Consider the following 21933-nt stretch of genomic DNA (forward strand, 5'->3'; position numbering starts at 1 on the left):
AACGGCCGGGCGCGATGCAATCCGTATTAGCCGGCATAGACAGGGCCGGCGGCCATTCCCGATCATGTCCTGAACATGAATGCCCGAATGCAGCACGCCCGTTTGGGGCGGGGAGTACAGCCATGAAGAACCTGCGACGAATTCTGCTGGCCACCGACCTCGAACCGAAATCGGATCGGGCGATGGAGCGCGCGGCGCAACTCGCCCGCCAGTCCGGTGCCGAGCTGACCGCCCTGCACGTCGTCCATGACGGGGACGGTCCGTACGCCCATTTGCCGCTCCACCATATCGAGGCGGAACTGCATCGCCATCTGCTCGCGGTCCCGGGCGCCGCCGGCCTCACGATGCGGGCGGTCGCCGTACGGGGGGCTGCGGTGGAACCGCAGGTCGCCGGTTATGCCGGGTTGTGGTGGCCCGATCTGGTCGTGGTGGGCGTCCACGCGCATGACGGCTTGGCAGACGTGTTCCTGCCGCCCACCGTCGAAAGGATTGCCATCGCCGACGAAACCCCCGTGCTGATCGTGCGCGACAAGCCGCACGGCCCCTATGCCCGTGCCCTGGTTCCCGTCGACTTCTCCGAACGGTCGCGCGCTGCGGTGGAGACCGCGCGTCGGCTGTTGAGCGACGGCAACCTCCACCTGCTGCATGTTGCGGACCTCCCGCTCGCCTCCCGCTCCCCGACGGGGCGGGCCACGGCCGGCGATATCACCCATGAGTTCGCCGGCGAGTTCGGGGAGATGCTGAGGGGAATGGCTCCCGACGGTCCCGCCGTCACCCGCGAGGTGCGGATCGGTCACCCGGTTCCGGAGATCGTCCGGGCTGCACGGTACGGGCACTACGATCTGGTGGTGATGGGATCGGCCCGGCGCGACGGTCTGATGCGCGCCTTCCTGGGCAGCGTCACCCAGGACGTGCTCGCCGACCTGCCCTGCGACGCCCTGCTGGCGGGCGATTCGGTCGGGGACCGTCAGCGTTGAGTCCCGGCGCTGCGGGAGCCGCGATGCCACCCGCTTCCACCGCGGGCAGAAACACCGGAGATGACCGATGGACGTAGACCGTGAACCATGGCCGCCGGAATGGCGCATGGAGAATGAGCCGGCCGGGCACAACGTCGTGCCGCTCAGGCCAGAGTCCGGGACGGGCGCACTCGCCCGGCGGCCGGCCGCCCGGTGGCCGGAGCGCGTCATGGTCGAGAGTGGATCGCCGGAGCTGCTCTTGCGGAATTACGTCCGCGATCTAAACGTTGATCTGGTGGTCCTCGGCATGCACAGGCGCAACGCCATTGTTGAACTGATCGCCGGCAGTGTCGCCAAGACGATCATGGACGATGTGCCGTGCGATGTTCTGGTCGTCCAGCAGATGTCGGATGTCCGTGAAGGGACTGACGGCGGAGGCCAGCCAATGGAAACCGCGGACAGTCCGCCATGATGGAGACGGCGATGAGCATCCCGGAGTTGCTACCGGCACCCAACGTCATTCTCGACGCCGAGCCGCCCAACAAGGCGGCCCTGCTCGACCTTCTGGCGGAGGAAGCCGGGCAGCGGCTTGGACTTCCCAAGCCGGAGGTCCTCAGCGCGCTTCAGGCGCGCGAGAAGATCGGCTCCACCGGGCTCGGCCGGGGGGTCGCGCTTCCCCATGCCGAGATCCAGGATGCCCGGGCGCCGCTGGTCCTGTTCGCCCGGCTCCGCCGCGCCGTCAACTTCGACGCCCGCGACGAGGAGCCCGTGGATCTCGTCTTCCTGGTGCTTTGGCCCGCTGCGGCCCGCAAGGGCCTGCTGCCCACCATGTCGGAAATCTGTCGCGCCCTGCGCGAACCGCAGACGCTGCGCCGGCTGCGTGCCGCGGAGACGGCCGAGGACGTGGTCCAGCTGGTGCTCCAGGCAGTTCCTCCCGAACCGGCTCAGGACGATACGCCGCCCGGGGAATGACCGCCGTCGTCGACCACCCCCACCGCAACGACGATCAAGTGTAAGAACGCATGCCCGACGCCCTCCTGCTCCTGACCCTCGTCGGTCTTCCCTTCCTCGGCGCAATTGCCGCCGGGCTGCTGCCGACGCACGCCCGCAACGCTGCGGCGTGGCTGGCCGGTGGGATCGCCGCGGCCGGGGTCGCGCTGGTGTGGGCCGGCTATCCGACGGTGGCGGCGGGCGGCGTGCTCCGCCACGAGATCGCGTGGATGCCGTCCCTCGGGCTCAACCTCGTCCTGAGAATGGACGGCTTCGCCTGGCTGTTCGCGGGTATGGTGTCCGGCGTCGGCGCGCTGGTGATCGTCTACGCGCGGTATTACATGGCCGAGGACGACCCGGTCCCGCGCTTCTTCGCCTTCCTCCTTGCCTTCATGGGCTCGATGACCGGCGTGGTCATCTCCGGCAACCTGATCCAGCTCGCCTTCTTCTGGGAACTGACCAGCCTCTTCTCCTTCCTGCTGATCGGCTACTGGCATCATCTGGCGGCCGCGCGCGACGGCGCCCGCATGGCGCTGACCATCACCGCCACCGGCGGGCTCTGCCTGTTCGCCGGCGTGCTGGTGCTCGGCCACATCGTGGGCAGCTACGACCTCGACGCCGTGCTGGCCTCGGGCGACCGGATCCGTGCCCATCCGCTCTATCTTCCGGCGCTGGTCCTCATCCTCCTGGGCGCCCTGACCAAGAGCGCGCAGTTCCCCTTCCACTTCTGGCTGCCGCACGCCATGGCGGCGCCCACGCCGGTCTCCGCCTACCTGCATTCGGCGACGCTGGTGAAGGCGGGGGTCTTCCTGATGGCGCGTCTCTGGCCGGTGATGGCGGGGACCGACGCCTGGTTCTGGATCGTGGGCACGGCCGGAGTCACCACCCTGATCCTCGGTGCCTACATCGCCATCTTCCAGCACGACCTGAAGGGCCTGCTGGCCTACTCGACCATCAGCCATCTCGGACTGATCACGCTTCTGCTCGGCCTCAACAGCAAGCTCGCCATGGTGGCGGCGATCTTCCACATCATCAACCACGCGACGTTCAAGGCGTCGCTGTTCATGGCCGCGGGCATCATCGACCACGAGACCGGCACGCGCGACATCCGGCGCCTGTCGGGCCTGAACCGCTTCATGCCGTTCACCGCGCGGCTGGCCCTGGTCGCGGCGGCGGCCATGGCCGGCGTGCCGCTGCTCAACGGCTTCCTGTCCAAGGAGATGTTCTTCGCCGAGGCGCTGTCGGCCGAGGGGCCGCTGCCGTTTCTCCTCGATGTCCTTCCGGCCGCCGCCACGGTGGCGAGCGCCTTCAGCGTGGCCTACTCGCTGCGCTTCATCCACGGCGCCTTCTTCGGCCCCGACCCGGTGGACCTTCCGCTCACGCCGCACGAGCCGCCGACCTGGATGCGGTTCCCGGTGGAGATCCTGGTGCTGGCCTGCATCATCATCGGCCTTCTCCCGGCGGCCACCGTGGGGCCGTATCTGGATATGGCGGCGCATGCGGCCTTGGGCGCCGCCACGCCGGATTACAGCCTCGCGGTCTGGCACGGCTTCACCCTTCCCCTGCTGATGAGCCTGATCGCCCTGGTCGCCGGCGTCTCGCTCTACCTCCTGCTCCAGCGGCATCTCAAAAAGGGCGTGGAAGGGGCGCCGCTGATCGGCGGCCTGCAGGGCCAGCGCATGTTCGAACGCACCATGGTCTTCCTGTCCTGGCGTCTGGCGCGGACACTCGAGGGGCTGCTCGGCACCCGGCGCCTGCAACCCCAGCTGCGGCTGGTGGTGTGCGTGGCGGTTCTGGCCGCGGGCTGGACCGTCTGGCTGCGCGGGCTCGGCCCCGGCAACCTCATCCCCTCCGGCATCGATCCCGTGCTGGCGCTGATCTGGGCGATCGGAGCGGCCTGCGCCGTCGGCGCGGCGTGGCAGGCCAAGTACCACCGGCTCGTCGCCCTGATCCTGCTCGGCGGCACGGGACTGGTCACCTGCGTCACCTTCGTCTGGTTCTCGGCGCCCGACCTCGCACTGACCCAGCTGCTGGTCGAAGTCGTCACCACCATCCTGCTCCTGCTCGGGCTGCGCTGGCTGCCCAAGCGCCTGGACGTGCCCGGCGCGCGTCCGCCGGAGGTCATCACCGCGACGCGCCGCCTGCGCGATCTCGCCATCGCCGTCGCCGCCGGTCTCGGCATGGCGGCTCTGGCGTTCGGCGTCATGACCCGGTTCCCGCCTGAGATCCTGGCGGAGCATTTCCTGGAGCGCTCCTACACGGAAGGGGGCGGCACCAACGTGGTCAACGTCATCCTCGTGGATTTCCGCGGCTTCGACACGCTGGGCGAGATCACCGTCCTGGGCGTGGTGGCGCTCACCGCCTATGCGCTGCTGCGGCGCTTCCGCCCGGCCCCCGACAGCGTCGATGTTCCGGAACAGCAGCGCGACCAGAGCGCCCACGACATCGCCCGGCCGGGACGGCGGGAGGGCGACACCGTTGCCGACTGGCTGCTGATCCCGTCCATCATCGCCCGGCTGCTGTTCCCGGTCATCGGTCTGGTCGCGGTGTACCTCCTGCTGCGCGGCCACGATCTGCCCGGCGGGGGCTTCGCGGCTGGCCTGACCGCGTCCATCGCCCTGATCCTGCAGTACATGCTGGGTGGGACCCAGTGGGTCGAGGCGCGCCTGCGGGTGCTTCCGCTGCGCTGGATGGGTCTCGGCCTCCTGCTGGCGACGGGCACTGGCCTGGCCGCCTGGGCGTTCGGACGTCCTTTCCTGACGACCTATTTCAGCTACGCGGAACTGCCCCTCGTCGGCACGGTTCCGGTGGCGAGCGCCCTGATCTTCGACATCGGCGTCTTCGCCCTGGTCGTCGGCGCCACGATGCTGACCCTGATCGCGCTCGCCCGCCAGTCGGTTCGCGGACACCGCGCCGCGGCGCCGCGCCCCGCCGACGAGCTTGCAGCCCCCTTGGCCGCCCCCTCGGCCGCCCCCGTGGCAGGACCTGCCGCGACAGCGATGGGAGACGATTGATGGAACTCATCCTCGCCCTTGGGATCGGCGTGCTGACGGGGTCGGGCGTGTGGCTGCTGCTGCGGCCGCGGACCTTCCAGGTGATCATCGGCCTCTCGCTGCTCTCCTACGCCGTCAACCTGTTCATCTTCTCGACCGGCGGGCTGCGCACGGGGGCGGTCCCCGTGCTGGAACGGGGAACCATGGGCCACCTCGCCACCTACGCCGACCCTGTGCCCCAGGCGCTGGTGCTCACCGCCATCGTCATCAGCTTCGCCACCACGGCGCTGTTCCTCGTCCTGCTGCTGGCCGCGCGCGGCCTGACAGGGACCGACCACGTGGATGGCCGGGAGAAGGACCGATGAGCGGCTGGATGGACCATCTGACGATCGCCCCGATCATCATCCCGCTTCTGGCGGGGGCGCTGATGATGCTGATCGACGAGCGGCGGCGGACGCTTAAGGCCGCCATCGGCCTCGCGTCGGCCCTGGCTCTGCTCGTCCTGGCGATCCTTCTGCTTCTGCTGGCCGACGGCATGCCCGCGGGCGGCGGGGAGGCCGCCGTGCGCGTGTACCGGCTGGGCGACTGGCCGGCGCTCTTCGGCATCGTGCTGGTGCTGGACCGTCTCGCCGCATTGATGCTGGTGCTGACCGCCATCCTCGGGGTCGCCGCGCTGATGTTCTCGCTGGCGCGCTGGCAGAACGCGGGGGCGCATTTCCATTCGCTGTTCCAGTTCCAGCTGATGGGGCTCAACGGCGCCTTCCTCACCGGCGACCTCTTCAACCTGTTCGTCTTCTTCGAGATCATGCTGGCCGCGTCGTACGGCCTGGCGCTGCATGGCTCCGGCCTGGCCCGTGTCCGGGCCGGGCTGCATTATCTCGTCATCAACCTCGCGGCCTCCCTGCTCTTCCTGATCGGGGTGAGCATGATCTACGGCGTGGCCGGCACCCTCAGCATGGCCGACCTCGCAAGCCGCATCGCGGTCGTCGCCAACGAGGACCGGGCGCTGCTGGAGGCGGGCGCGGCGATCCTGGGCATCGCCTTCCTGATCAAGGCGGGGATGTGGCCGCTGGGCTTCTGGCTGCCGAACACCTACGCCACGGTCAACGCCGCGTCGGCGGCCATCATCTCGATCCTCAGCAAGGTCGGCATCTACGCCGTTCTGCGGCTGTGGCTGCTGATGTTCGGCGAGGGCGGCGGGGCCTCGGCGGGTTTCGGCGGTGTCTGGCTGCTGGCCGGGGGGCTGCTGACCATCACCTTCGGCTCCGTGGCGGTCTTGGCGACGCAGAACATGGCGCGGCTCGCCGGGGCCAGCGTGCTGGTCTCCTCCGGCACGCTGCTGGCGGCGGTGGGGACGGGGCAGGTCGCGGTGACCGGGGGCGCGCTGTTCTACCTGACCGGTTCGGTCCTGGGGATCGCCGGCTTCCTCCTGCTGATCGAGCTGGTCGAACGCGGCCGGGAGCTGGGCGCCGACGTGCTGGCCGTTACGCGCGAGGCATTCGGCGAGGACGAGGAGGCGGACGAGGATGACCAGGTCGGCGTTCCCATACCGGCGACGATGGCGATCCTCGGTTCCAGCTTCGTTGCCTGCGCCATTCTCCTGGCGGGGCTGCCGCCGCTGTCCGGATTCCTGGCCAAGTTCGCCATGCTGGGTCCCCTGCTGTCTCCGGGCGGCGCCGGCGTGTCCGCGACGACCTGGGTGCTGCTGGCCGCGTTCGTGCTGTCCGGGCTGGCGACGGTTGTGGCCATGACCCGCACCGGCATCGACGTCTTCTGGGCGTCGCCGGCGGTCACCGTCCCGCGCGTGCGCGTCGTCGAACTCGCGCCGGTCATGCTGCTCCTGGCGATGTGCGTGGCGCTCTCCGTCCAGGCCGGACCCGTGATGCGCTACATGGAGGCCACGGCCCGGTCGATGCACGCGCCGCACGGCTATGTCGGCGGCGTCCTGCCGACGCCCTGGCCGTCTGGGCCACAGGAAGGAGACGTCCGATGACGCGGTGGCTGCCCTTTCCCCTGCTGACCGCAACGCTGCTGGCCGTGTGGCTGATCCTGAACGAGAGTGTGTCGCCCGGCGCGGTCATCCTGGGCGGCGTCCTGTCGATTGCCGCGGTCCGGATGCTGATGCCGCTCGAGCCGCCGGAGGGGCGCTTCCGGCGGCCGCTGGCGGCGCTGACGCTCACGCTGGTGGTCCTGGGCGACATCGTCCGGTCGAACAACGCGGTCGCCCGGATCATCCTGCGGCCCGGCACCAGGAACCGGACCTCGGGCTTCGTGCGCATCCCGCTCGACCTTCGCGCGCCCTATGGCCTGGCGGCGCTCGCCTGCATCATCACGGCCACGCCGGGCACGATCTGGGTGGAGTACGATTCCGCGGGGAACACCGTGCTCCTTCACATCCTCGACCTCGTCGACGAGCGCGTGTGGATCGAAACCATCAAGGAACGGTACGAAAAACGCCTGATCGAGGTGTTCGAATGATCACGACCATTCTGATCTGGTCCATCCTCATAGCGCAGATCCTGCTGGTCCTCGCCATGGGCTGCGCGGTGGTCCGCATCTTCCGGGGCCCGCGGGCGCAGGACAGGGTGGTCGGGCTCGACGCCCTTTACGTCAATGCGACGATGCTGCTGCTGATCTTCGGCATCCGCACGACAAGCACATTGTATTTCGAGGCGGCGCTCATCATCGCCCTGCTCGGGTTCGTCTCGACGGCGGCGATCGCCAAGTTCCTCATGCGTGGAGAGGTGATCGAATGACGCACTTGGCCGAACTCCCGTCATGGGCAGCGCTGCTGACCGCCCTGCTCCTCCTGCTCGGCGCCGCCCTGGCGTTGATCGGTTCGTTCGGGCTGCTGCGGTTCGGCAGCTTCTACGAACGGATCCACGCCCCGACGCTGGGGTCGACGCTGGGCATCGGCTTCGTGCTGATCGCGTCCATGCTGTTCTTCTCGGTTCTGCAGTCACGCCCCGTGCTGCATGAGGTGCTGATCACGGTGTTGATGGTCGTCACGACGCCCATCACCCTGATGCTGCTGGCCCGCGCGGCGCTGTATCGCGACCGCACGGAAGGCAACGACGACGTGCCGCCGTCGACTTGAGGGCGGTCCCCCGAGCTGGCGGTCACCCGAGCCAAGGACGCCTCCAGCCGGGGTTCGTCACTGGTTGTGCGTAGCTGTTCGTGATGGCGCCGCCGGTGTTGCCGCCGACCAGATCGCATTGAAAAATCCACCGGGCAGAGCGCCTTGCAGAGTTTCGCACCAACGTCGGCATGATGGAACATGCCTATGGTCACGGTTACGCTTCATTCATTGGTTGGTGGAATGCTTGACGAGAGTAGGAAGCTCCCGAGAGCGTGCGGTGACCACCTACCTTTGCCTGCCGACGACGGGAGGGGAGCCATGACGATGCGGCGGCCGGTCGGATGGAGCAGCCCATGAACACCGATCATCCCGCGGTGGACGGATCCGCTCCGCCCTCAACGATCCTGATCGTGGACGACACGCCGCAGAATCTGCTGATCCTGGGCGAAGTGCTGCAGCCGCATTACCGTGTCCGCGCCGTCAACTCCGGGGAACGGGCCCTTCGTGCCGCGCACAGCGAACCGCGCCCCGACCTGATCCTGCTGGACGTGATGATGCCCGTGCTGGACGGTCACGAGGTGCTGCGCCGCCTGCGGGCCGATCCCGCCACCTGCGGCATGCCGGTGATCTTCGTCACCGCAATGGGCGCGACCGAGGACGAGGAACTGGGCCTGTCCCTGGGGGCGGTCGACTACATCACCAAGCCGATTACCCCCGCCATCGTGCTGGCGCGTGTGCGCACGCATCTTGAACTGAAGCACGCCCGCGACCGGCTGACCCGCCAGAACGACTGGCTGGAAGCCGAAGTGGCGCGGCGGATGAGCGAAAACCTGCTGATCCAGGATCTTGGCATCCGTGCCCTTGCCTGCCTGGGCGAGGCGCGCGACAACGAGACCGGGCTCCATATCGTCCGCACGCGGAGCTATGTCGAGGTCCTGGCGCGGCATCTTGCCGGGCACGTGCGATTCCGGGATGCGCTTGCCGGCCCGCTTCTGGACATGATCGTGAAGGCCGCTCCCCTGCACGACATCGGCAAGGTGGGCATACCGGACGCCATCCTGCGCAAGCCCGGCCGCTACGATCAGGCAGAATTTGCGATCATGAAGGAGCACCCCAGAATCGGGGCCGACGCCATCGAAAAGGCGATGAGGGGCACCTTGGCCAGCGCCGATGCCGCTGCGGTGGCACAGGCTTCGGGCGCCTTCGCCTTCATGCGGGTCGCCCAGGAGATCGCCCTCCGCCACCACGAGAAATGGGATGGCAGCGGTTATCCCTCCGGGCTGGCGGGCGACGCCATCCCGGTGTCGGCCCGCCTGATGGCGCTGGCCGACGTCTTCGATGCGCTGATGTGCCGGCGCATCTACAAGCCGGCCATGGGCCTGGAGGAAACGACCCGGATCATCGCCCAGGGGAGCGGCACGCATTTCGATCCCGATGTGGTCGACGCCTTCCTGGCCTGCCGCGAGCGCTTCGCCGATATCGCCCGGCGCTTCGCCGATCCCGAGACGGACATGACGGTCAAGCCTCAGGGTGGAAACGCAGTGAGTCGCGAATGAACACGATCCTTCCGTCCGAAGGGGAATGACGCCATGGATCACGGTGCCGGCATACCGGCTTCCCGATGGCTCGAACTCGCGCAGTAGGAGAGGGCATGCCGACGCGCCGGACCTCGTCCACCCCGTATTTCCGCCTGCTGCTGCTCCCGGTCCTGGTGATCGTGGCGCTGTCGGTGGCGATCAACCTGCTGTCCTTCTGGAGCCTGAGCGAGAGCCAGCGGGCCGTCAATCTGGAGTCCGAACGCGATGTCCAGGCCATCGAGGCGGCCAGCCGCTTCAATGCCGCCCTGGATGAGGTGCAGGCGCAGGTGGCGACAACGCTGGACGACGCCGCCGGCGGGCGCCTGGATGAAGGCGAGGTCTATCGCATCCATGCCGGATTCATCGAGACGCTGACCACCATGGCGGACCAGCTGAGGGCACTGGAGCGGGTTTCCGAACACACGGATATGGCGATCAGGTGGTTCGACGACTACCGCAACCACATCGTCACGGCAACCGATCTGGCTGCCATCGACCCTCCCCGTGCGCGCGACTTCGCCTATAGCGCGGCCACCATTTTCGCCAACCTGTCGCACCATGCCCATGCCATCGTCGAGGGAATCGTCCGCTCCTCCGGCGAACGCGAAGCGCGCCAGACCAGGATGCTGCATGACCGAACCTCCCGCCTGATGATCGCGGGGGTCGGCCTGAACCTGGGGCTCGTGGTGATGTGGGTGCTTCTCGCCCGCTGGACGTTCCTCCGGGTCCGCTTGATCAGCCATGCTCTGCTCGATCTGGCCGACGGCAACATCCATCCCGCCGGGTTCGACCGCGTGCGGTCCATCGCCTCCGATAGCCGGAGCGTGCTGCGCGACATGGGCCGGGCGGTGCTCAGCTTCCGGGATTCCCTGATGCTGCGCCAGAAGGCCGAAGCCGACCTGGGCGAGCGGATGAAGGAGCTTTCCTGCCTGTACGAAGTCGCCCGCATCACCGAACGCACCGATCTGGACGTGCCGACGATCCTTGAAATGGTTGCGGCGTTGCTGCCTGCCGCCATGCGCTATCCGGAGCATGCCGCCGGGCAGATCGCGTATGGGACCGTGCTGTTCGGTGAGGAGATGGACGGACAGCGGCTGGCTGCCACGTTCGTCGACGGAGACGGCGTGGCCGGTACCGTCGCCGTAATCTACCACGCCCCATTGCCCGCCGGGGCCGGCGCTCCGTTCCTGGACGAGGAAGCCGCCCTGATCGAGGCCGTTGCCCTGCGCCTGCAGATGGCGGTGCGCAGAAAGCGGGACGAAACCAAAAAGCAGGACCAGCAGGCGCTGATCAACGCCGTCGTCGAATTCTCGCCGCTAGCCGTCGAGGTGATCGATCCGGTTTCCCTCAGGTTCCTCAAGGTCAATGCCGCAGCCTGCCGCCAACTCGGTTACAGCGAGGAGGAACTTCTGGCGCTCGACCTCCCCGCCATCCAGGATGAGATTCCGCGCGACCAGTTGCAGCGCAATGCCCAAAGAGCCCTGAGGGACGGCGGATTTCAGCTCGAGAGCCGTCATCGACGGAAGGACGGCTCGGTTTTCGACGTCCGCGTCAACGTTTCGGCCTTCCGGCAGGGTGATCGTGAGTATCTGCTGGCGCTGTGGGAGGACATCTCCCAGGCCAAAGTGGCGCGCGACGAAATCCGCAAACTCTCCCTGGTCGTGGAGCAGAGCCCCAACCTGGTGGTGATCACCGACCTCTCGGGAAACATCACGTACGTGAACGACGCCTTCACCCGCGCCACCGGCTACAGCCGCGAGCACGCCCTCGGCCGCAATCCGCGTTTCCTCAAGTCCGGGAAGACGCCGAGCGCGACATACGAGGCGATGTGGAGTGCGCTGACCCGTGGCGAGGCCTGGAGCGGCGAGTTCATCAACCTTACGCGCGACGGCCGCCAGGAGATCGAAGCGGCCTCCATCGTGCCGTTGCGTGACGACACCGGCGTGATCACGCATTACGTGGCCGTCAAGGAGATCGTCACCGAACGCCGCCGGCAGGAGGATCTGCTCCGCAAGCTGTTCCTGGCGGTGAACCAGAGCCCCGAAAGCATCGTCATCACCGACCTCAACGCCTGTATCGAGTATGTGAACGACGCATTCTGCCGCAACACCGGCTACGACCGCGACGAGGTGATCGGTCGGAATCCGCGCGTTCTGCAGTCGGGCCGGACCGACCCGGCCGCCTACCGCGCGATGTGGGACGCGCTGACCACCGGCAACATCTGGCACGGCGAACTGGTCAACCGGCGCAAGGACGGCAGCGAGTACATCGAACTGGCCCATATCGCTCCGGTGCGGCAGCCCGACGGAAGTGTGAGCCATTATCTCGCCATCAAGGAGGACATCACCGAGAAGAAGCGGATGGCCGAGGAACTCGAGCGGCATCGCCATCAGCTGGAGCAGCTGGTTGCCGAACGAACGGCCGAGCTTCTTGCCGCCAACCAGCAGCAGGAAGCCATCTTCGACGCCGCGAGTGTCGGTATCGCCCTGATCCGCGACCGTTACGTCCACCACTGCAACCACCGCATGGAAGAACTCTTCGCCTGCCCGGCCGGCGCCATGATCGGGACGTCCACCCGCCAATGGTACGAAGACGAAGCGGCCTGGATGGCGGCGGGCGACGACATCTATACGCAACTCCGGCTTGGCCAGACCCATGTGCGTGCGCAACGATATGTGCGGCACGACGGCAGCCGGTTCTGGGCGCGCATCTATGCCCGCGCGATCGATCCGGCCGACCTCGACCGGGGGCTGGTCGCCATCCTCGAGGACATCACGGCCGAACGTGAAGCCGCCGAGGCCTTGCGCATTTCAGCGGCGGAACAGCAGGCCATCTTCGAGTCCGCCACCTCGGGCATCGTGCTGATCAAGGACCGCATCCTGCAGCAGGGCAACATGAGGCTGCATGAGATGTTCGGCTGGCCGCCGGGCGAAATGATCGGCAAGCCGACGCGCATCTGGTACGCGGACGAGGATGCCTGGAACCTGGGCAACGAGTGCTATGACCAGATCTGGCGCGGTGAAGCCCACCGGCGGGAGCAGCAGCTGTCGCGTCGCGACGGCAGTCTGTTCTGGGCACGGATGAACGCCAGGGCGGTCGATCCCAACGATCACGAACGGGGATCGGTGTGGGTCATCGACGACATCACGGCGGAACGCAAAGCCATCGAGGAAATGGCCCGCGCCCGTGCGCTGGCCGAAGATGCGGCCCGCGCGAAGTCGGATTTCCTCGCCAACATGAGCCACGAGATCCGGACGCCGATGAACGCCATCGTCGGCACCACTCATCTCTTGCGCCGCAAAAGCGCCGACCCGGATCAGGCCAAGAAGCTCGACACCATATCCGATGCCGCACACCACCTTCTCTCTCTCATCAACGACATTCTTGATCTCTCGAAGATCGACGCCGGAAAGCTGGAACTCGAACTGGCCGACCTCGACGTCGAGCGGGTTGTCGAGCGGGTCTGCGCGCTGATTCGCGACAAGGCGGCGGCGAAGGGTCTGGAAATCGTCCTCGATCTGCGGGATGTCCCCCACATGTTGCGCGGGGACGAACTGCGCCTTGGGCAGATCCTGCTCAACTTCATGAGCAATGCCGTCAAGTTCACGGATGCCGGCAGTGTCAGTCTGCGTGGCCGGGCCGTCGCGACCACCGCACAAGGCGTTGTCGTCCGCTTCGAGGTCACCGACACCGGCATCGGGTTGACCCCCGAGCAGAAGGATCGCCTGTTCCAGCCCTTTCAGCAGGCCGACACCTCGACCACGCGGCGGTACGGTGGAACGGGTCTGGGACTGGCGATCAGCCGCCACCTCACAGAGCTGATGGGCGGGCGCATCGGCGTCGAGAGCAGCTTGGGCGTGGGCAGTACCTTCTGGATCGAATTGCCTCTGGGCATTGTGAGGAGCGTCCCGCCGGAGCGGACGCCCGCGGTCGACCTGAAGGGGCGGCAGGTGCTGGTGGTCGACGATCTGCAGGAAGCGCGGGAGTCGCTCTCCGACATGCTTGACCAAATCGGCATCCTGGTCACGGCGGTGTCGAGCGGCCAGGACGCGCTTGCTTGTGTGGCCGCCGCGGAGGCAGCCGGCAGGCCGTTCGACCTTATGCTGGTGGACTGGCAGATGCCGGGGATGGACGGGCTGGAGGTCGGCCGCCGCCTCATGGCCATGCCGCTGGCACGGCCGCCCTCATGCCTGCTGGTCAGCGCGTATGGCGACGGCGTGTCCAGGGACGAACTGGTCCGCACCGGCTATGCGAGCGTGCTCATCAAGCCGCTTTCCCCCTCGCGCTTGACCGACGCGCTTGAGGAACTGCTGTCGGGAGCGAGGGTCCCCGTCCATGAGCTGGCGCCCGGCGAAGCTGAAGCGCGTTTGCGCCAGCGACCGGGCAGCCGTGTGCTTCTGGCCGAGGATAACCCGGTCAACCAGGAGGTCGCACTCGAATTGCTCAACGAGGTTGGCCTTGAGGTCGACGTCGCCCGGGACGGGCGGCATGCCGTGGACATGGCGCAGGCTGCAGCCTACGACCTCATCCTGATGGACATGCAGATGCCGGAAATGGATGGTCTGACCGCGACCCGCGCCATCCGTGGCTTTCCGCTGCACGCTCGGACGCCGATCCTGGCGATAACGGCGAATGCCTTTGACGAGGACCGGCAGGCCTGCCTGAACGCGGGCATGGACGACCACATCGCCAAGCCGGTCGATCCCGAGGCGCTGTACGCGGCACTGCTCCGTTGGTTGCCGCAAAGGCCTGTCACGACGGGGAAAGGCAGCTCACCATCGTCGGGTCGGACGGTCGATTCTTCTGACAAAGATGTATCGGATGCCGTGCGCAGGAAGTTGGAAGCGGTGCCGGGACTTGATGTCGGGTTGGGACTGAAGGCGGCAAACGGACGGCTGGACCTTTACCTGCGTCTGTTGTCCCGCTTCGTCCAGGACCACCAGACGGATGCGGCTGCTGCCTCTCTCGTCATCGGCGATTTCATCGGAGCCCGGCGGGCGGCACACACTCTGAAGGGTGTCGCCGCAACCCTTGGTGCGCTCCGCCTGCGCGATGAGGCGGCGTCGCTGGAAGCGGCCATTGCTGCCTTGCCCAAACCCGGTGCCGGCCCGGAAGCCCTGAACGGGCTCATGGCGCGCGCTCGAGCCGTCGGGCAGAGCGTAGAGACGCTGAAAGCCGCGATCGCGCTGGCCCTGCCGGCGGCGTCCGGGCAGAAAGCCATGGTGTCGTCGGTCGACCCATCACGCATGCGTGCGGTCATCAAGGACCTTGAGGCACTGCTTGCGGCTGATGATATGGCGGCGAGTACCCTCTTTCACGCACATGAGGGTGAATTGCGTTCGGTGCTCGGCCACCATGCCGACGCCGTCGCACGGCTCATTGAAGACTTCGCTTTCGACGAGGCTCTCAACGCCCTGCGGGTCGGTGTCGCCAAGTGTCTAGAAGATGGTGAATGAGTAAGAAAGGGGGCGTGTATCGATGGAAAAAAGGCAGATCTACTATATCCTATACGTAAGCGCCGCGGCAAAGCAGTTCAGTAAAGAAGACCTTCTTGAATTTTTCGTAAAGCACGAGAGAAGAATCACCGCCTCGGCGTGACTGTGGGCTGAGTATAACCGGACTCTTCGGCAGCGCGGAAGCTTATGCCTCGCCTACATTACAGAGCATCGACCGCCTGAAGGCGGTCGATCACCGTATCTAACCCTTTGACAAACTTCATGCGGTTCTGATGCGTTTGACAAACTCATCTACGGATGACTGCAGGGTCTGCGCCTGAAGTCCCAGGTTGTTGGCGGCTCGCAAGACTTCCGAGGCCGATTGACCGGCTTGATTGGAGGCTTCGTTGACACCAACAATACTGCGGGAAACCTCAGAGGTACCTTGCGCGGCCTGCTGGACATTGCGTGATATCTCGCCGGTGGCGGCGGTCTGCTCCTCCACCGCCGAGGCGATGGTCGCGGCGATCTGGTTCACCTGCAGAACCGTGTCGGCAATACCCCGGATTGCGCTGACAGCACCCTGCGTCTCCTTTTGGATCGCTTGTATTTGGCTGGCGATCTCCTCGGTGGCACGCCCGGTCTGGTTGGCGAGACTCTTCACCTCGGACGCCACGACGGCGAAGCCCTTGCCCGCTTCACCAGCACGAGCCGCCTCGATCGTAGCATTCAGCGCCAGAAGGTTGGTCTGGCTGGCAATTTGCTGGATGAGCAACACCACGCTACCGATCTTCTCGGCAGCCTGGGCGAGGCTCTCGACGGTGGCGTTGGTGCGTTGCGCTTCATCCACCGCAGTGCGGCTGATCTGTGCGGCAGATTCTACCTGCCGAGCGATTTCAGCGATCGAACTGGACAACTCCTCGGCCGCCGACGCGACGGTTTGGACATTACTGGACGCCTGTTCGGTTGCCGCGGCCACAGAAGAGGCTTGACGTGTCGTTTCCTCAGCAATTGAGGACATGCTCTGGGCATTTCCTTGAAGCTGGGTGGCCGAGGACGATACGGTGCTGACCACGCCCTGCACGCTGGCTTCAAAGCTGTCGGCCAGCTCGTTCATGGCGCGCTTCTTCTCTGCCATTGCGCGCTGCTCGGCCTGCTTGGCTTCCTCTTCCATGGTGCGGGCACGTTGGAGGTTCTCCTTGAAGACCTGCATCGTACCAGCGATATCGCCGATCTCATCCTTGCGCCCAACGCCATAGATATCGACGTTCAGGTTGCCGTCGGCGAGGCCGCGCAGACTGGTGACCGACGCGCTGATCGGACGGCTGATGCCGTATCGGGCGATTAGCAAACCGACGACGATACCGCTGAGAATGCCCAGCACCGCCACTGCAATCAGCATGTTGTGGACAGATCGGGCATTGATGCTGGCGTTTTGCGAAACAGCACTTGTCTTGTCGTCGGTGTATTTGTTGTAAGCGTTAATGGCGGCCTGAAGTTGGTTGGCGGCAGTTCGCGACGTCACGACAGAGTCGAGGACAGTCTTGCGCACTGCATCCATACTGATCTGGTCCCCGACATTGCGGGCCTGGACGATTGTATCATCCAGTTCCTTCAGATAGGAGGCATAGGCCCCATCGACGACGCTGAGCAACTCCGCTTGGCGCGTGTCGGCGGTCTTCTTCAGAACGGTGAGCCGCTGTTCGAGTTCGCGCCGCTGAGCGGCGACCTCCTTCTCCGCCTCACTTAACCCGGCGCGAGAGGGATCGGCGGCAATGTAGTATTCTGCGCGATTGAGACCAATCACGTTGCGGTTGGCTCGCGCGCCAGTAAGCGCCTCACGGCCAGCCTGCTCGATCTCACCGGCGTCCTGATCGAGTGTCGTAAGCGCTCGTACGCCCATCACGCTGATCACAGCAGTAACTGCTGACATCAGAACCACCAGGACGAGGATCTTGGCAAAAATTTTCACATTACTGAACTGCATCACTCGTATCATCCTGTGAGTCACGGCCTGGAGCATCTGAAGAAAATTGACACATTATAACTTAATCAATGGTTTAAAGATATTTCATAGCGCCACAAAAGTTCTTATGATTATTTAAAATATTCAGCAAAATTATTTATTTGCGATTGCGGTGGATGGCCGATTGTTCTGAAAGGCTATGATGCGATGGACGCCCTCCGTTTCTGGTGAGTGACACCGGCTGACGGGATCGACCCTCTGGAAACGGAGATCCTTCCCTTGCAGCCCACGATCATCGGCCCGATCGTTGCGACGACGCTGGTGGCCACCATCGGTGATACGAAGACTTTCACCTCAGCGCGCCACTTGGCGGCTTGGCTCGGATTGGTGCCGCGGCAAAATTCCAGCGGTGGCAAGGAGTCCCTGGGCGGCATCTCCAAAGCTGGGGATGGCTATCTGCGCCGCATGCTGGTGCACGGCGTCGGCCGGTGAATGTCGCGATCGGGGCGCCGGCCTTGTCCGGCACCGCGCGGCGCTGTTAAGTCTGACCGGTCGGGACGGAGAGGCGGGGCCCGGACGGGGCGCTCGGAGCAGGCCATTCGGCGCGCGCTCCGGCGGGCTGGTGCCCCGTGGGGACGACCGCGGCTAGACCGAAGCCGCGATCGCCGCCGAGACGGGGTGCGCGCCAGTTTCGGTCTACCGCATTTCGCTCCGAAAGGGCGTCAGCACCGCCGGCGTGGCGCTGCGGGCCGAGGAACCCTTGTGTCTTTGAATTTTGCTAGAGAAGAAGCCCTGGGGGGGTGGGGCATGCCCCACCCCCCCAGGGTGGAGCGGCACCCGCTAAACCCTTGGCCCTGGCCGGCCGCGGATGAGCTTGGGACCGCTCCGCCGTCTTCCACGCCCGAACAGTTGCCTGGCACGACCGCCGAACAGGCAAGGAAGGGATCCGAAGAATGGCACTTCTTCTCATATTTGTCGGCATTGATGTAAGCAAAGACGCTCTCGATGTCCATCTCCTGCCCGGCAACGCTTCCTGGCGCGTGGACAACACCGAGCAGGGCTGGAAACAACTGATGGCGTGGCTGGAACGCCACGGCGAGCCGGCCCAGATCACCATCGCCCTGGAGGCCAGCGGTGGCTTCGAGAAGGGCTGCGCCCGCAAGTTCGCCGAGGCGGGCTATACCGTCTCCATCCTCGATCCGGTACGCGTGCGCCGCTTCGCCGAGGCCGCCGGTCAGTTCGCCAAGACCGACGCCATCGACGCCCGCGTCATCGCCCGCTTCGCCCAGACCTTCACCACCACCCCGGCGGTCTTCGACCAAGCCACCGAGCGGCTGGCTGAGACTGTGCGCTGGCGCCGCCAGCTGATCGAGCAGAAGACCGCGCTGGACAATCAACTGCGTGGCTTGACCAGCACCTCCCTGCGCCGTGCCACGCGCGGCCTGCTGACCCGGCTCGAAACGCTGATCGAGCGGATCAGCGACGAGATCGCCAAGCAGATCCAGGCCAATCCGGCCTGGACCGCCGTGACCAAGCCGATCCACTCGATCAAGGGAGTCGGCCCGGTCACGGTCGCCACCCTGCTGGCCGAGTTGCCTGAACTGGGCAGGCTCGACCGGCGAAAGATCGCCGCATTGGTTGGGGTGTGCCCTTACACCCGCCAAAGCGGCAAGAGCGACGCCAAGCGCATGATCCGCGGTGGGCGCCTTGGACTGCGCAACGCACTCTACATGGCCGCACTAACCGCCATGCGATATGATCCAACCCTCAAAGCCTTCTCCGAGCGCCTCAGAGCCGCCGGAAAGCCGGGAAAGGTCGCCGTCGTCGCTGTCATCCACAAAATGCTGACAATTCTCAACGCTCGGGTCCGTGACGCACTGGCAGCCATTCCCACCAACACATGAACAAGACAGTTGCTCATCCCACCGTATAGCCGCCGTCGACCACCAGCTCCTGGCCGTAGATGTTCTTTGCCTGATCGGAGGCGAGGAACAGCGCCGCGTCGGCGATGCTCTCCGGGGCGCCGAACGCGCCGGGGAACAACCGGGCCGTGACGGTGGCGGCGACCTGGCCCAGCACGTCCTCGGGCAGGCCGACCTTGCTCCAGATCGGCGTGGCGATCGGGCCGGGGGCGACAGCATTCACCCGGATGCCCTGCGGTGCCAGTTCGGCCGCCAGTGTCTTGGTCGCCGAGGTCAGCGCCGCCTTGCTGGCGCTGTAGATCGCCAGACCGGGGAAGCCGACCTGCACCAGGAATGTGGTGACGAAGACGATCGAGCCGCCCCGGCGCATGTGCGGCAGGAACAGCCGCGCAGTCTGCAGCGCCCCGACGAAATTGACCGAGAACTGCTCTTGGATGGCCTGTTCGTCGCTGTCGGCGAAGGAGACCACCTTGGCGACCCCGGCGTTCGGCACCACCACGTCCACCCCGCCGAAGCGCTCGACCGTCGCCGCGACCAGTCGCTCGAGGTCGGCGCGCACGGTGACGTCGCCGGGCACGGCCAGCACCTGATCGGGGTTCCGTGCGGCGAGGTCCTGAAGCGCCCCGGCGCTGCGGGCGAAGACGGCGACCTTGGCACCCTCGGCCAGATAGCGCTCGACAATGGATGCGCCGATGCCGCTGCTGCCGCCGGTGACGACGGCGACCTTGCCGTCCAGAAGCTTCGCCATGAAGGGTCTCCCTGTTCGAAATCGAGACCGGGAGCCGTGTGGGTCCCGACGTCGGAAGCATCGGAGAAACCGGGTCCGAGAGTCTTGATCTTGGTCAAACAATTCTGCGTGGGCGACCCTGCCGGTGGAAAACCCTGGATGCTCAGGGCATGGCTGCAGATCGCGGACGGCGAGTTCGACGGGATAAGCCCCGTGGAGGCGCTCCGTGCCGGCCGGACCACGTCTTCTGGAAGGTCTGCCGCCACGCTCTCCCAACGGCCTCCTTGACCATTGTAGCATCTACCCCTACCCTCCCGCCCTGTTCATGCTGGGGAGGGGACGGTGAAGGGCGAGGAGTTGCGGACCCAACGGGAAGCGAAAGGACTGTCGCAGTCCGAATTCGCCGTCTGGCTGAACGGGCGGCTGCAGCGCCGCTATGACAAGCAGAAGATCAGCCGCTGGGAAAACGACGCGGAGCGCATCCCGGCGGCCGTCGATGCGCTGATGACGCGCGAGATCGCCGGGCCGGAGCCGGAAAGGCTGGGCGGCCCTGCCCTGGTCGTCGTCGTGGCGAACCAGAAGGGCGGCTGCGCCAAGACGGTGTCGGCGGTGAACATCGCCTCGGCCCTGGCGCTGAAGGGCTATTCGACCATGCTGATCGACTGCGATCCGCAGGCCAACGCCACCCAGCACCTCGGCATCGATTCCTACACGATGGAGACGGAGGGCAAGACCCTCTACTACGTCATGCATGGCGACCTGGAACTGGACGACATCCTGGTCACCGTGCCGGAAAGCGGCCTGCGCGTCGCCCCCTCCTCCATCCGGCTTGCCGAGACGGAGGTGGAACTGGGCAAGGAAGCCGGCGGCGACTTCATCATGAAGGAGAAGATCGCCGCGGCGAAGCGCAGCTTCGACTTCATCGTCATCGACACGCCGCCCAACATCGGCGAGCTGACCAAGAACGCCATGGTCGCCGCCCACACCGCGATCATCCCCTGCCAGACCGAGAAGTTCAGCCTGCTCGGCATGGCCTTCCTGCTGGAAAACGTCGCGAAGATCCGCCGGCGGATGAACACCGCGCTCGGCGTGCTCGGCATCGTGCCGACCATCTTCAAGCAGCGGGAACGCAACGACCGCGAGGTTCTGGAGCAGATCCAGGAACAGTACGGCCCGCATCTGCGGGTGTTCGATCCGGTGCCGAAGGCGTCGGTCTATGCCCAGGCGACCTCGGTCGGCCGCGCGGCGGTGGAAGCGATGCCGGACGTGGCCGGCGCCGCTGTCTATCGCGACGTCGCCTCCGCCCTGGTCGAGGAACGCACCGCCCGCATCAAGGAGGTCGACCGTGTCGCGTAGTCTTCTCGGCAAGGCAACCAAGCCGGCGCAGAGCGCCACCGCAGCCGCAAGGATGAAGGACGCGCTGTTCGGCCTCAGCCGCCACGCGCCGCATCTGGTCGAGGTGCCGGTCGACCGCATCGCCCCCAACCCGAACCAGCCGCGCCGCGAGTTCGACGAGGACGAGCTGCGCGGGCTGTCCGCCTCCATCGAGCGTCACGGGTTGCAACAACCGATCGGCGTTCGCCAGACCGCCGACGACAGCTGGCAGCTGGTCTATGGCGAGCGGCGGCTGCGGGCGATGCGGCTCTTGGGACGGGAGACCATCTTCGGCATCCTGTTCACCGGCGACGACGACGAGGAGATCGCCATCGTCGAAAACCTCCAGCGCAGTGACCTGAACCCGCTGGAGGAATCCGACGCACTGGCCCGGCTGGCCGAACGGCACGGCTATTCCCACCGCCAGCTTGCCGAGGCGTTGGGCCGCAAGAAGACATACGTCACCATGATGCTGTCCTTCCAGCGTCTGGCCCCGGCGATCCGCGAGGACTATCCCCTGCTCCGCCCGACCAAGGCGAAGCTGGAGGCGCTGGCCGCCATCGACGACCAAGACGAGCAGCTCCGCGCCTGGGAGAAGCTGAAGCGCGCCGAGGCCGGTTCCCCGCCCTCCCCGGCCGCCGCCCAGCCCAGGCGCGAACCGGTCAGCGTCCCGTCCGGCATCGCGTCCAGCGCCCTGCCCAAGCGCGTCTCCAAGCCGGTCTTCCAGGCCCGCGACGTGCTGCAGGAACTTCAGGCCAAGCCGCAGCCGCTGTCCGACACCGACCGGCAGGCGCTGGCCGACATGCGCACCGCCATCGACGCCATCCTGGCCGGAGCCGGAAAGTAAGACTGGTCGGAATCCGACCACCGCGCGAAGGGTGGTCGGATTCCGACCAGTGACGTCACGGGGCGGG

Annotated in this window: 16 protein-coding genes and 1 pseudogene; 15 read left to right on the forward strand and 2 right to left on the reverse strand. The window is 66.3% G+C overall.

The window, feature by feature from the left end:
- Positions 1-122: 122 nt before the first annotated feature.
- From ACCD06_RS29260 to ACCD06_RS29310, 11 genes are all read left to right on the forward strand, one after another.
- Complete coding sequence (locus tag ACCD06_RS29260; RefSeq protein ID WP_413345471.1) at positions 123-977, forward strand: universal stress protein; 855 nt, start codon at positions 123-125, stop codon at positions 975-977.
- A gap of 67 nt (positions 978-1044) precedes the next feature.
- The gene (locus ACCD06_RS29265) at positions 1045-1428 is read left to right on the forward strand and encodes a universal stress protein (RefSeq protein WP_413345474.1); all 384 of its coding nucleotides are present in this window, start codon (positions 1045-1047) and stop codon (positions 1426-1428) included.
- Positions 1425-1928 carry a PTS sugar transporter subunit IIA gene (locus tag ACCD06_RS29270; RefSeq protein ID WP_413345476.1) on the forward strand — a complete coding sequence of 168 codons (504 nt, stop codon included), beginning with the start codon at positions 1425-1427 and terminating at the stop codon, positions 1926-1928. Before ACCD06_RS29265 ends, ACCD06_RS29270 begins: the two co-directional genes overlap by 4 nt.
- 50 nt (positions 1929-1978) lie before the next feature.
- Positions 1979-4960, forward strand: a complete 2982-nt coding sequence (locus ACCD06_RS29275; protein WP_136701646.1) for a monovalent cation/H+ antiporter subunit A — start codon at positions 1979-1981, stop codon at positions 4958-4960.
- Positions 4960-5304 carry a Na+/H+ antiporter subunit C gene (locus ACCD06_RS29280; RefSeq protein ID WP_085082761.1) on the forward strand — a complete coding sequence of 115 codons (345 nt, stop codon included), beginning with the start codon at positions 4960-4962 and terminating at the stop codon, positions 5302-5304. The genes ACCD06_RS29275 and ACCD06_RS29280 overlap by 1 nt, the downstream gene beginning before the upstream one ends.
- Positions 5301-6932, forward strand: coding sequence for a monovalent cation/H+ antiporter subunit D (locus ACCD06_RS29285; RefSeq protein WP_413345479.1), 1632 nt, complete (start codon positions 5301-5303; stop codon positions 6930-6932). Before ACCD06_RS29280 ends, ACCD06_RS29285 begins: the two co-directional genes overlap by 4 nt.
- A complete protein-coding gene (locus tag ACCD06_RS29290; protein ID WP_413345481.1) occupies positions 6929-7417 on the forward strand; it encodes a Na+/H+ antiporter subunit E in 489 nt (162 codons plus the stop codon). Before ACCD06_RS29285 ends, ACCD06_RS29290 begins: the two co-directional genes overlap by 4 nt.
- Positions 7414-7695, forward strand: a complete 282-nt coding sequence (locus ACCD06_RS29295; RefSeq protein ID WP_085082767.1) for a K+/H+ antiporter subunit F — start codon at positions 7414-7416, stop codon at positions 7693-7695. The genes ACCD06_RS29290 and ACCD06_RS29295 overlap by 4 nt, the downstream gene beginning before the upstream one ends.
- The gene (gene mnhG, locus ACCD06_RS29300) at positions 7692-8036 is read left to right on the forward strand and encodes a monovalent cation/H(+) antiporter subunit G (RefSeq protein WP_085082769.1); all 345 of its coding nucleotides are present in this window, start codon (positions 7692-7694) and stop codon (positions 8034-8036) included. The genes ACCD06_RS29295 and mnhG overlap by 4 nt, the downstream gene beginning before the upstream one ends.
- Positions 8037-8371: 335 nt before the next feature.
- Positions 8372-9574, forward strand: a complete 1203-nt coding sequence (locus ACCD06_RS29305) for a two-component system response regulator (protein WP_413345483.1) — start codon at positions 8372-8374, stop codon at positions 9572-9574.
- 95 nt (positions 9575-9669) lie between these two features.
- Entirely contained in the window at positions 9670-15051 is a 5382-nt protein-coding gene (locus ACCD06_RS29310) for a PAS domain S-box protein (RefSeq protein ID WP_413345485.1), read from the forward strand.
- 259 nt (positions 15052-15310) lie between these two features.
- Here the strand turns inward: ACCD06_RS29310 and ACCD06_RS29315 are convergent, their stop codons facing one another.
- Complete coding sequence (locus ACCD06_RS29315; RefSeq protein ID WP_413345487.1) at positions 15311-17017, reverse strand: methyl-accepting chemotaxis protein; 1707 nt, start codon at positions 17015-17017, stop codon at positions 15311-15313.
- A gap of 273 nt (positions 17018-17290) precedes the next feature.
- Here ACCD06_RS29315 and ACCD06_RS29320 point away from each other — a divergent pair.
- A pseudogene (locus ACCD06_RS29320) lies at positions 17291-17476 on the forward strand (transposase); the annotation flags it as partial.
- Positions 17477-17964: 488 nt separating this feature from the next.
- Positions 17965-18900, forward strand: coding sequence for an IS110 family transposase (locus ACCD06_RS29325; protein ID WP_085083272.1), 936 nt, complete (start codon positions 17965-17967; stop codon positions 18898-18900).
- Positions 18901-18913: 13 nt separating this feature from the next.
- On the opposite strand, the gene ACCD06_RS29330 is transcribed toward ACCD06_RS29325, so the two are convergent.
- On the reverse strand, positions 18914-19666 hold the full coding sequence (locus ACCD06_RS29330; RefSeq protein WP_136701640.1) for an SDR family NAD(P)-dependent oxidoreductase: 753 nt from the start codon (positions 19664-19666) through the stop codon (positions 18914-18916).
- Positions 19667-19987: 321 nt separating this feature from the next.
- On the opposite strand from ACCD06_RS29330, the gene ACCD06_RS29335 reads away from it, so the two are divergent.
- Together ACCD06_RS29335 and ACCD06_RS29340 are read left to right on the forward strand one after the other, a co-directional pair.
- Positions 19988-21001, forward strand: coding sequence for an AAA family ATPase (locus ACCD06_RS29335; RefSeq protein ID WP_085082800.1), 1014 nt, complete (start codon positions 19988-19990; stop codon positions 20999-21001).
- The gene (locus ACCD06_RS29340) at positions 20991-21866 is read left to right on the forward strand and encodes a ParB/RepB/Spo0J family partition protein (protein WP_413345489.1); all 876 of its coding nucleotides are present in this window, start codon (positions 20991-20993) and stop codon (positions 21864-21866) included. The genes ACCD06_RS29335 and ACCD06_RS29340 overlap by 11 nt, the downstream gene beginning before the upstream one ends.
- Positions 21867-21933 lie beyond the last annotated feature (67 nt).

Source organism: Azospirillum sp. CT11-132, assembly GCF_047302835.1.
Classification (GTDB): Bacteria; Pseudomonadota; Alphaproteobacteria; order Azospirillales; family Azospirillaceae; genus Azospirillum.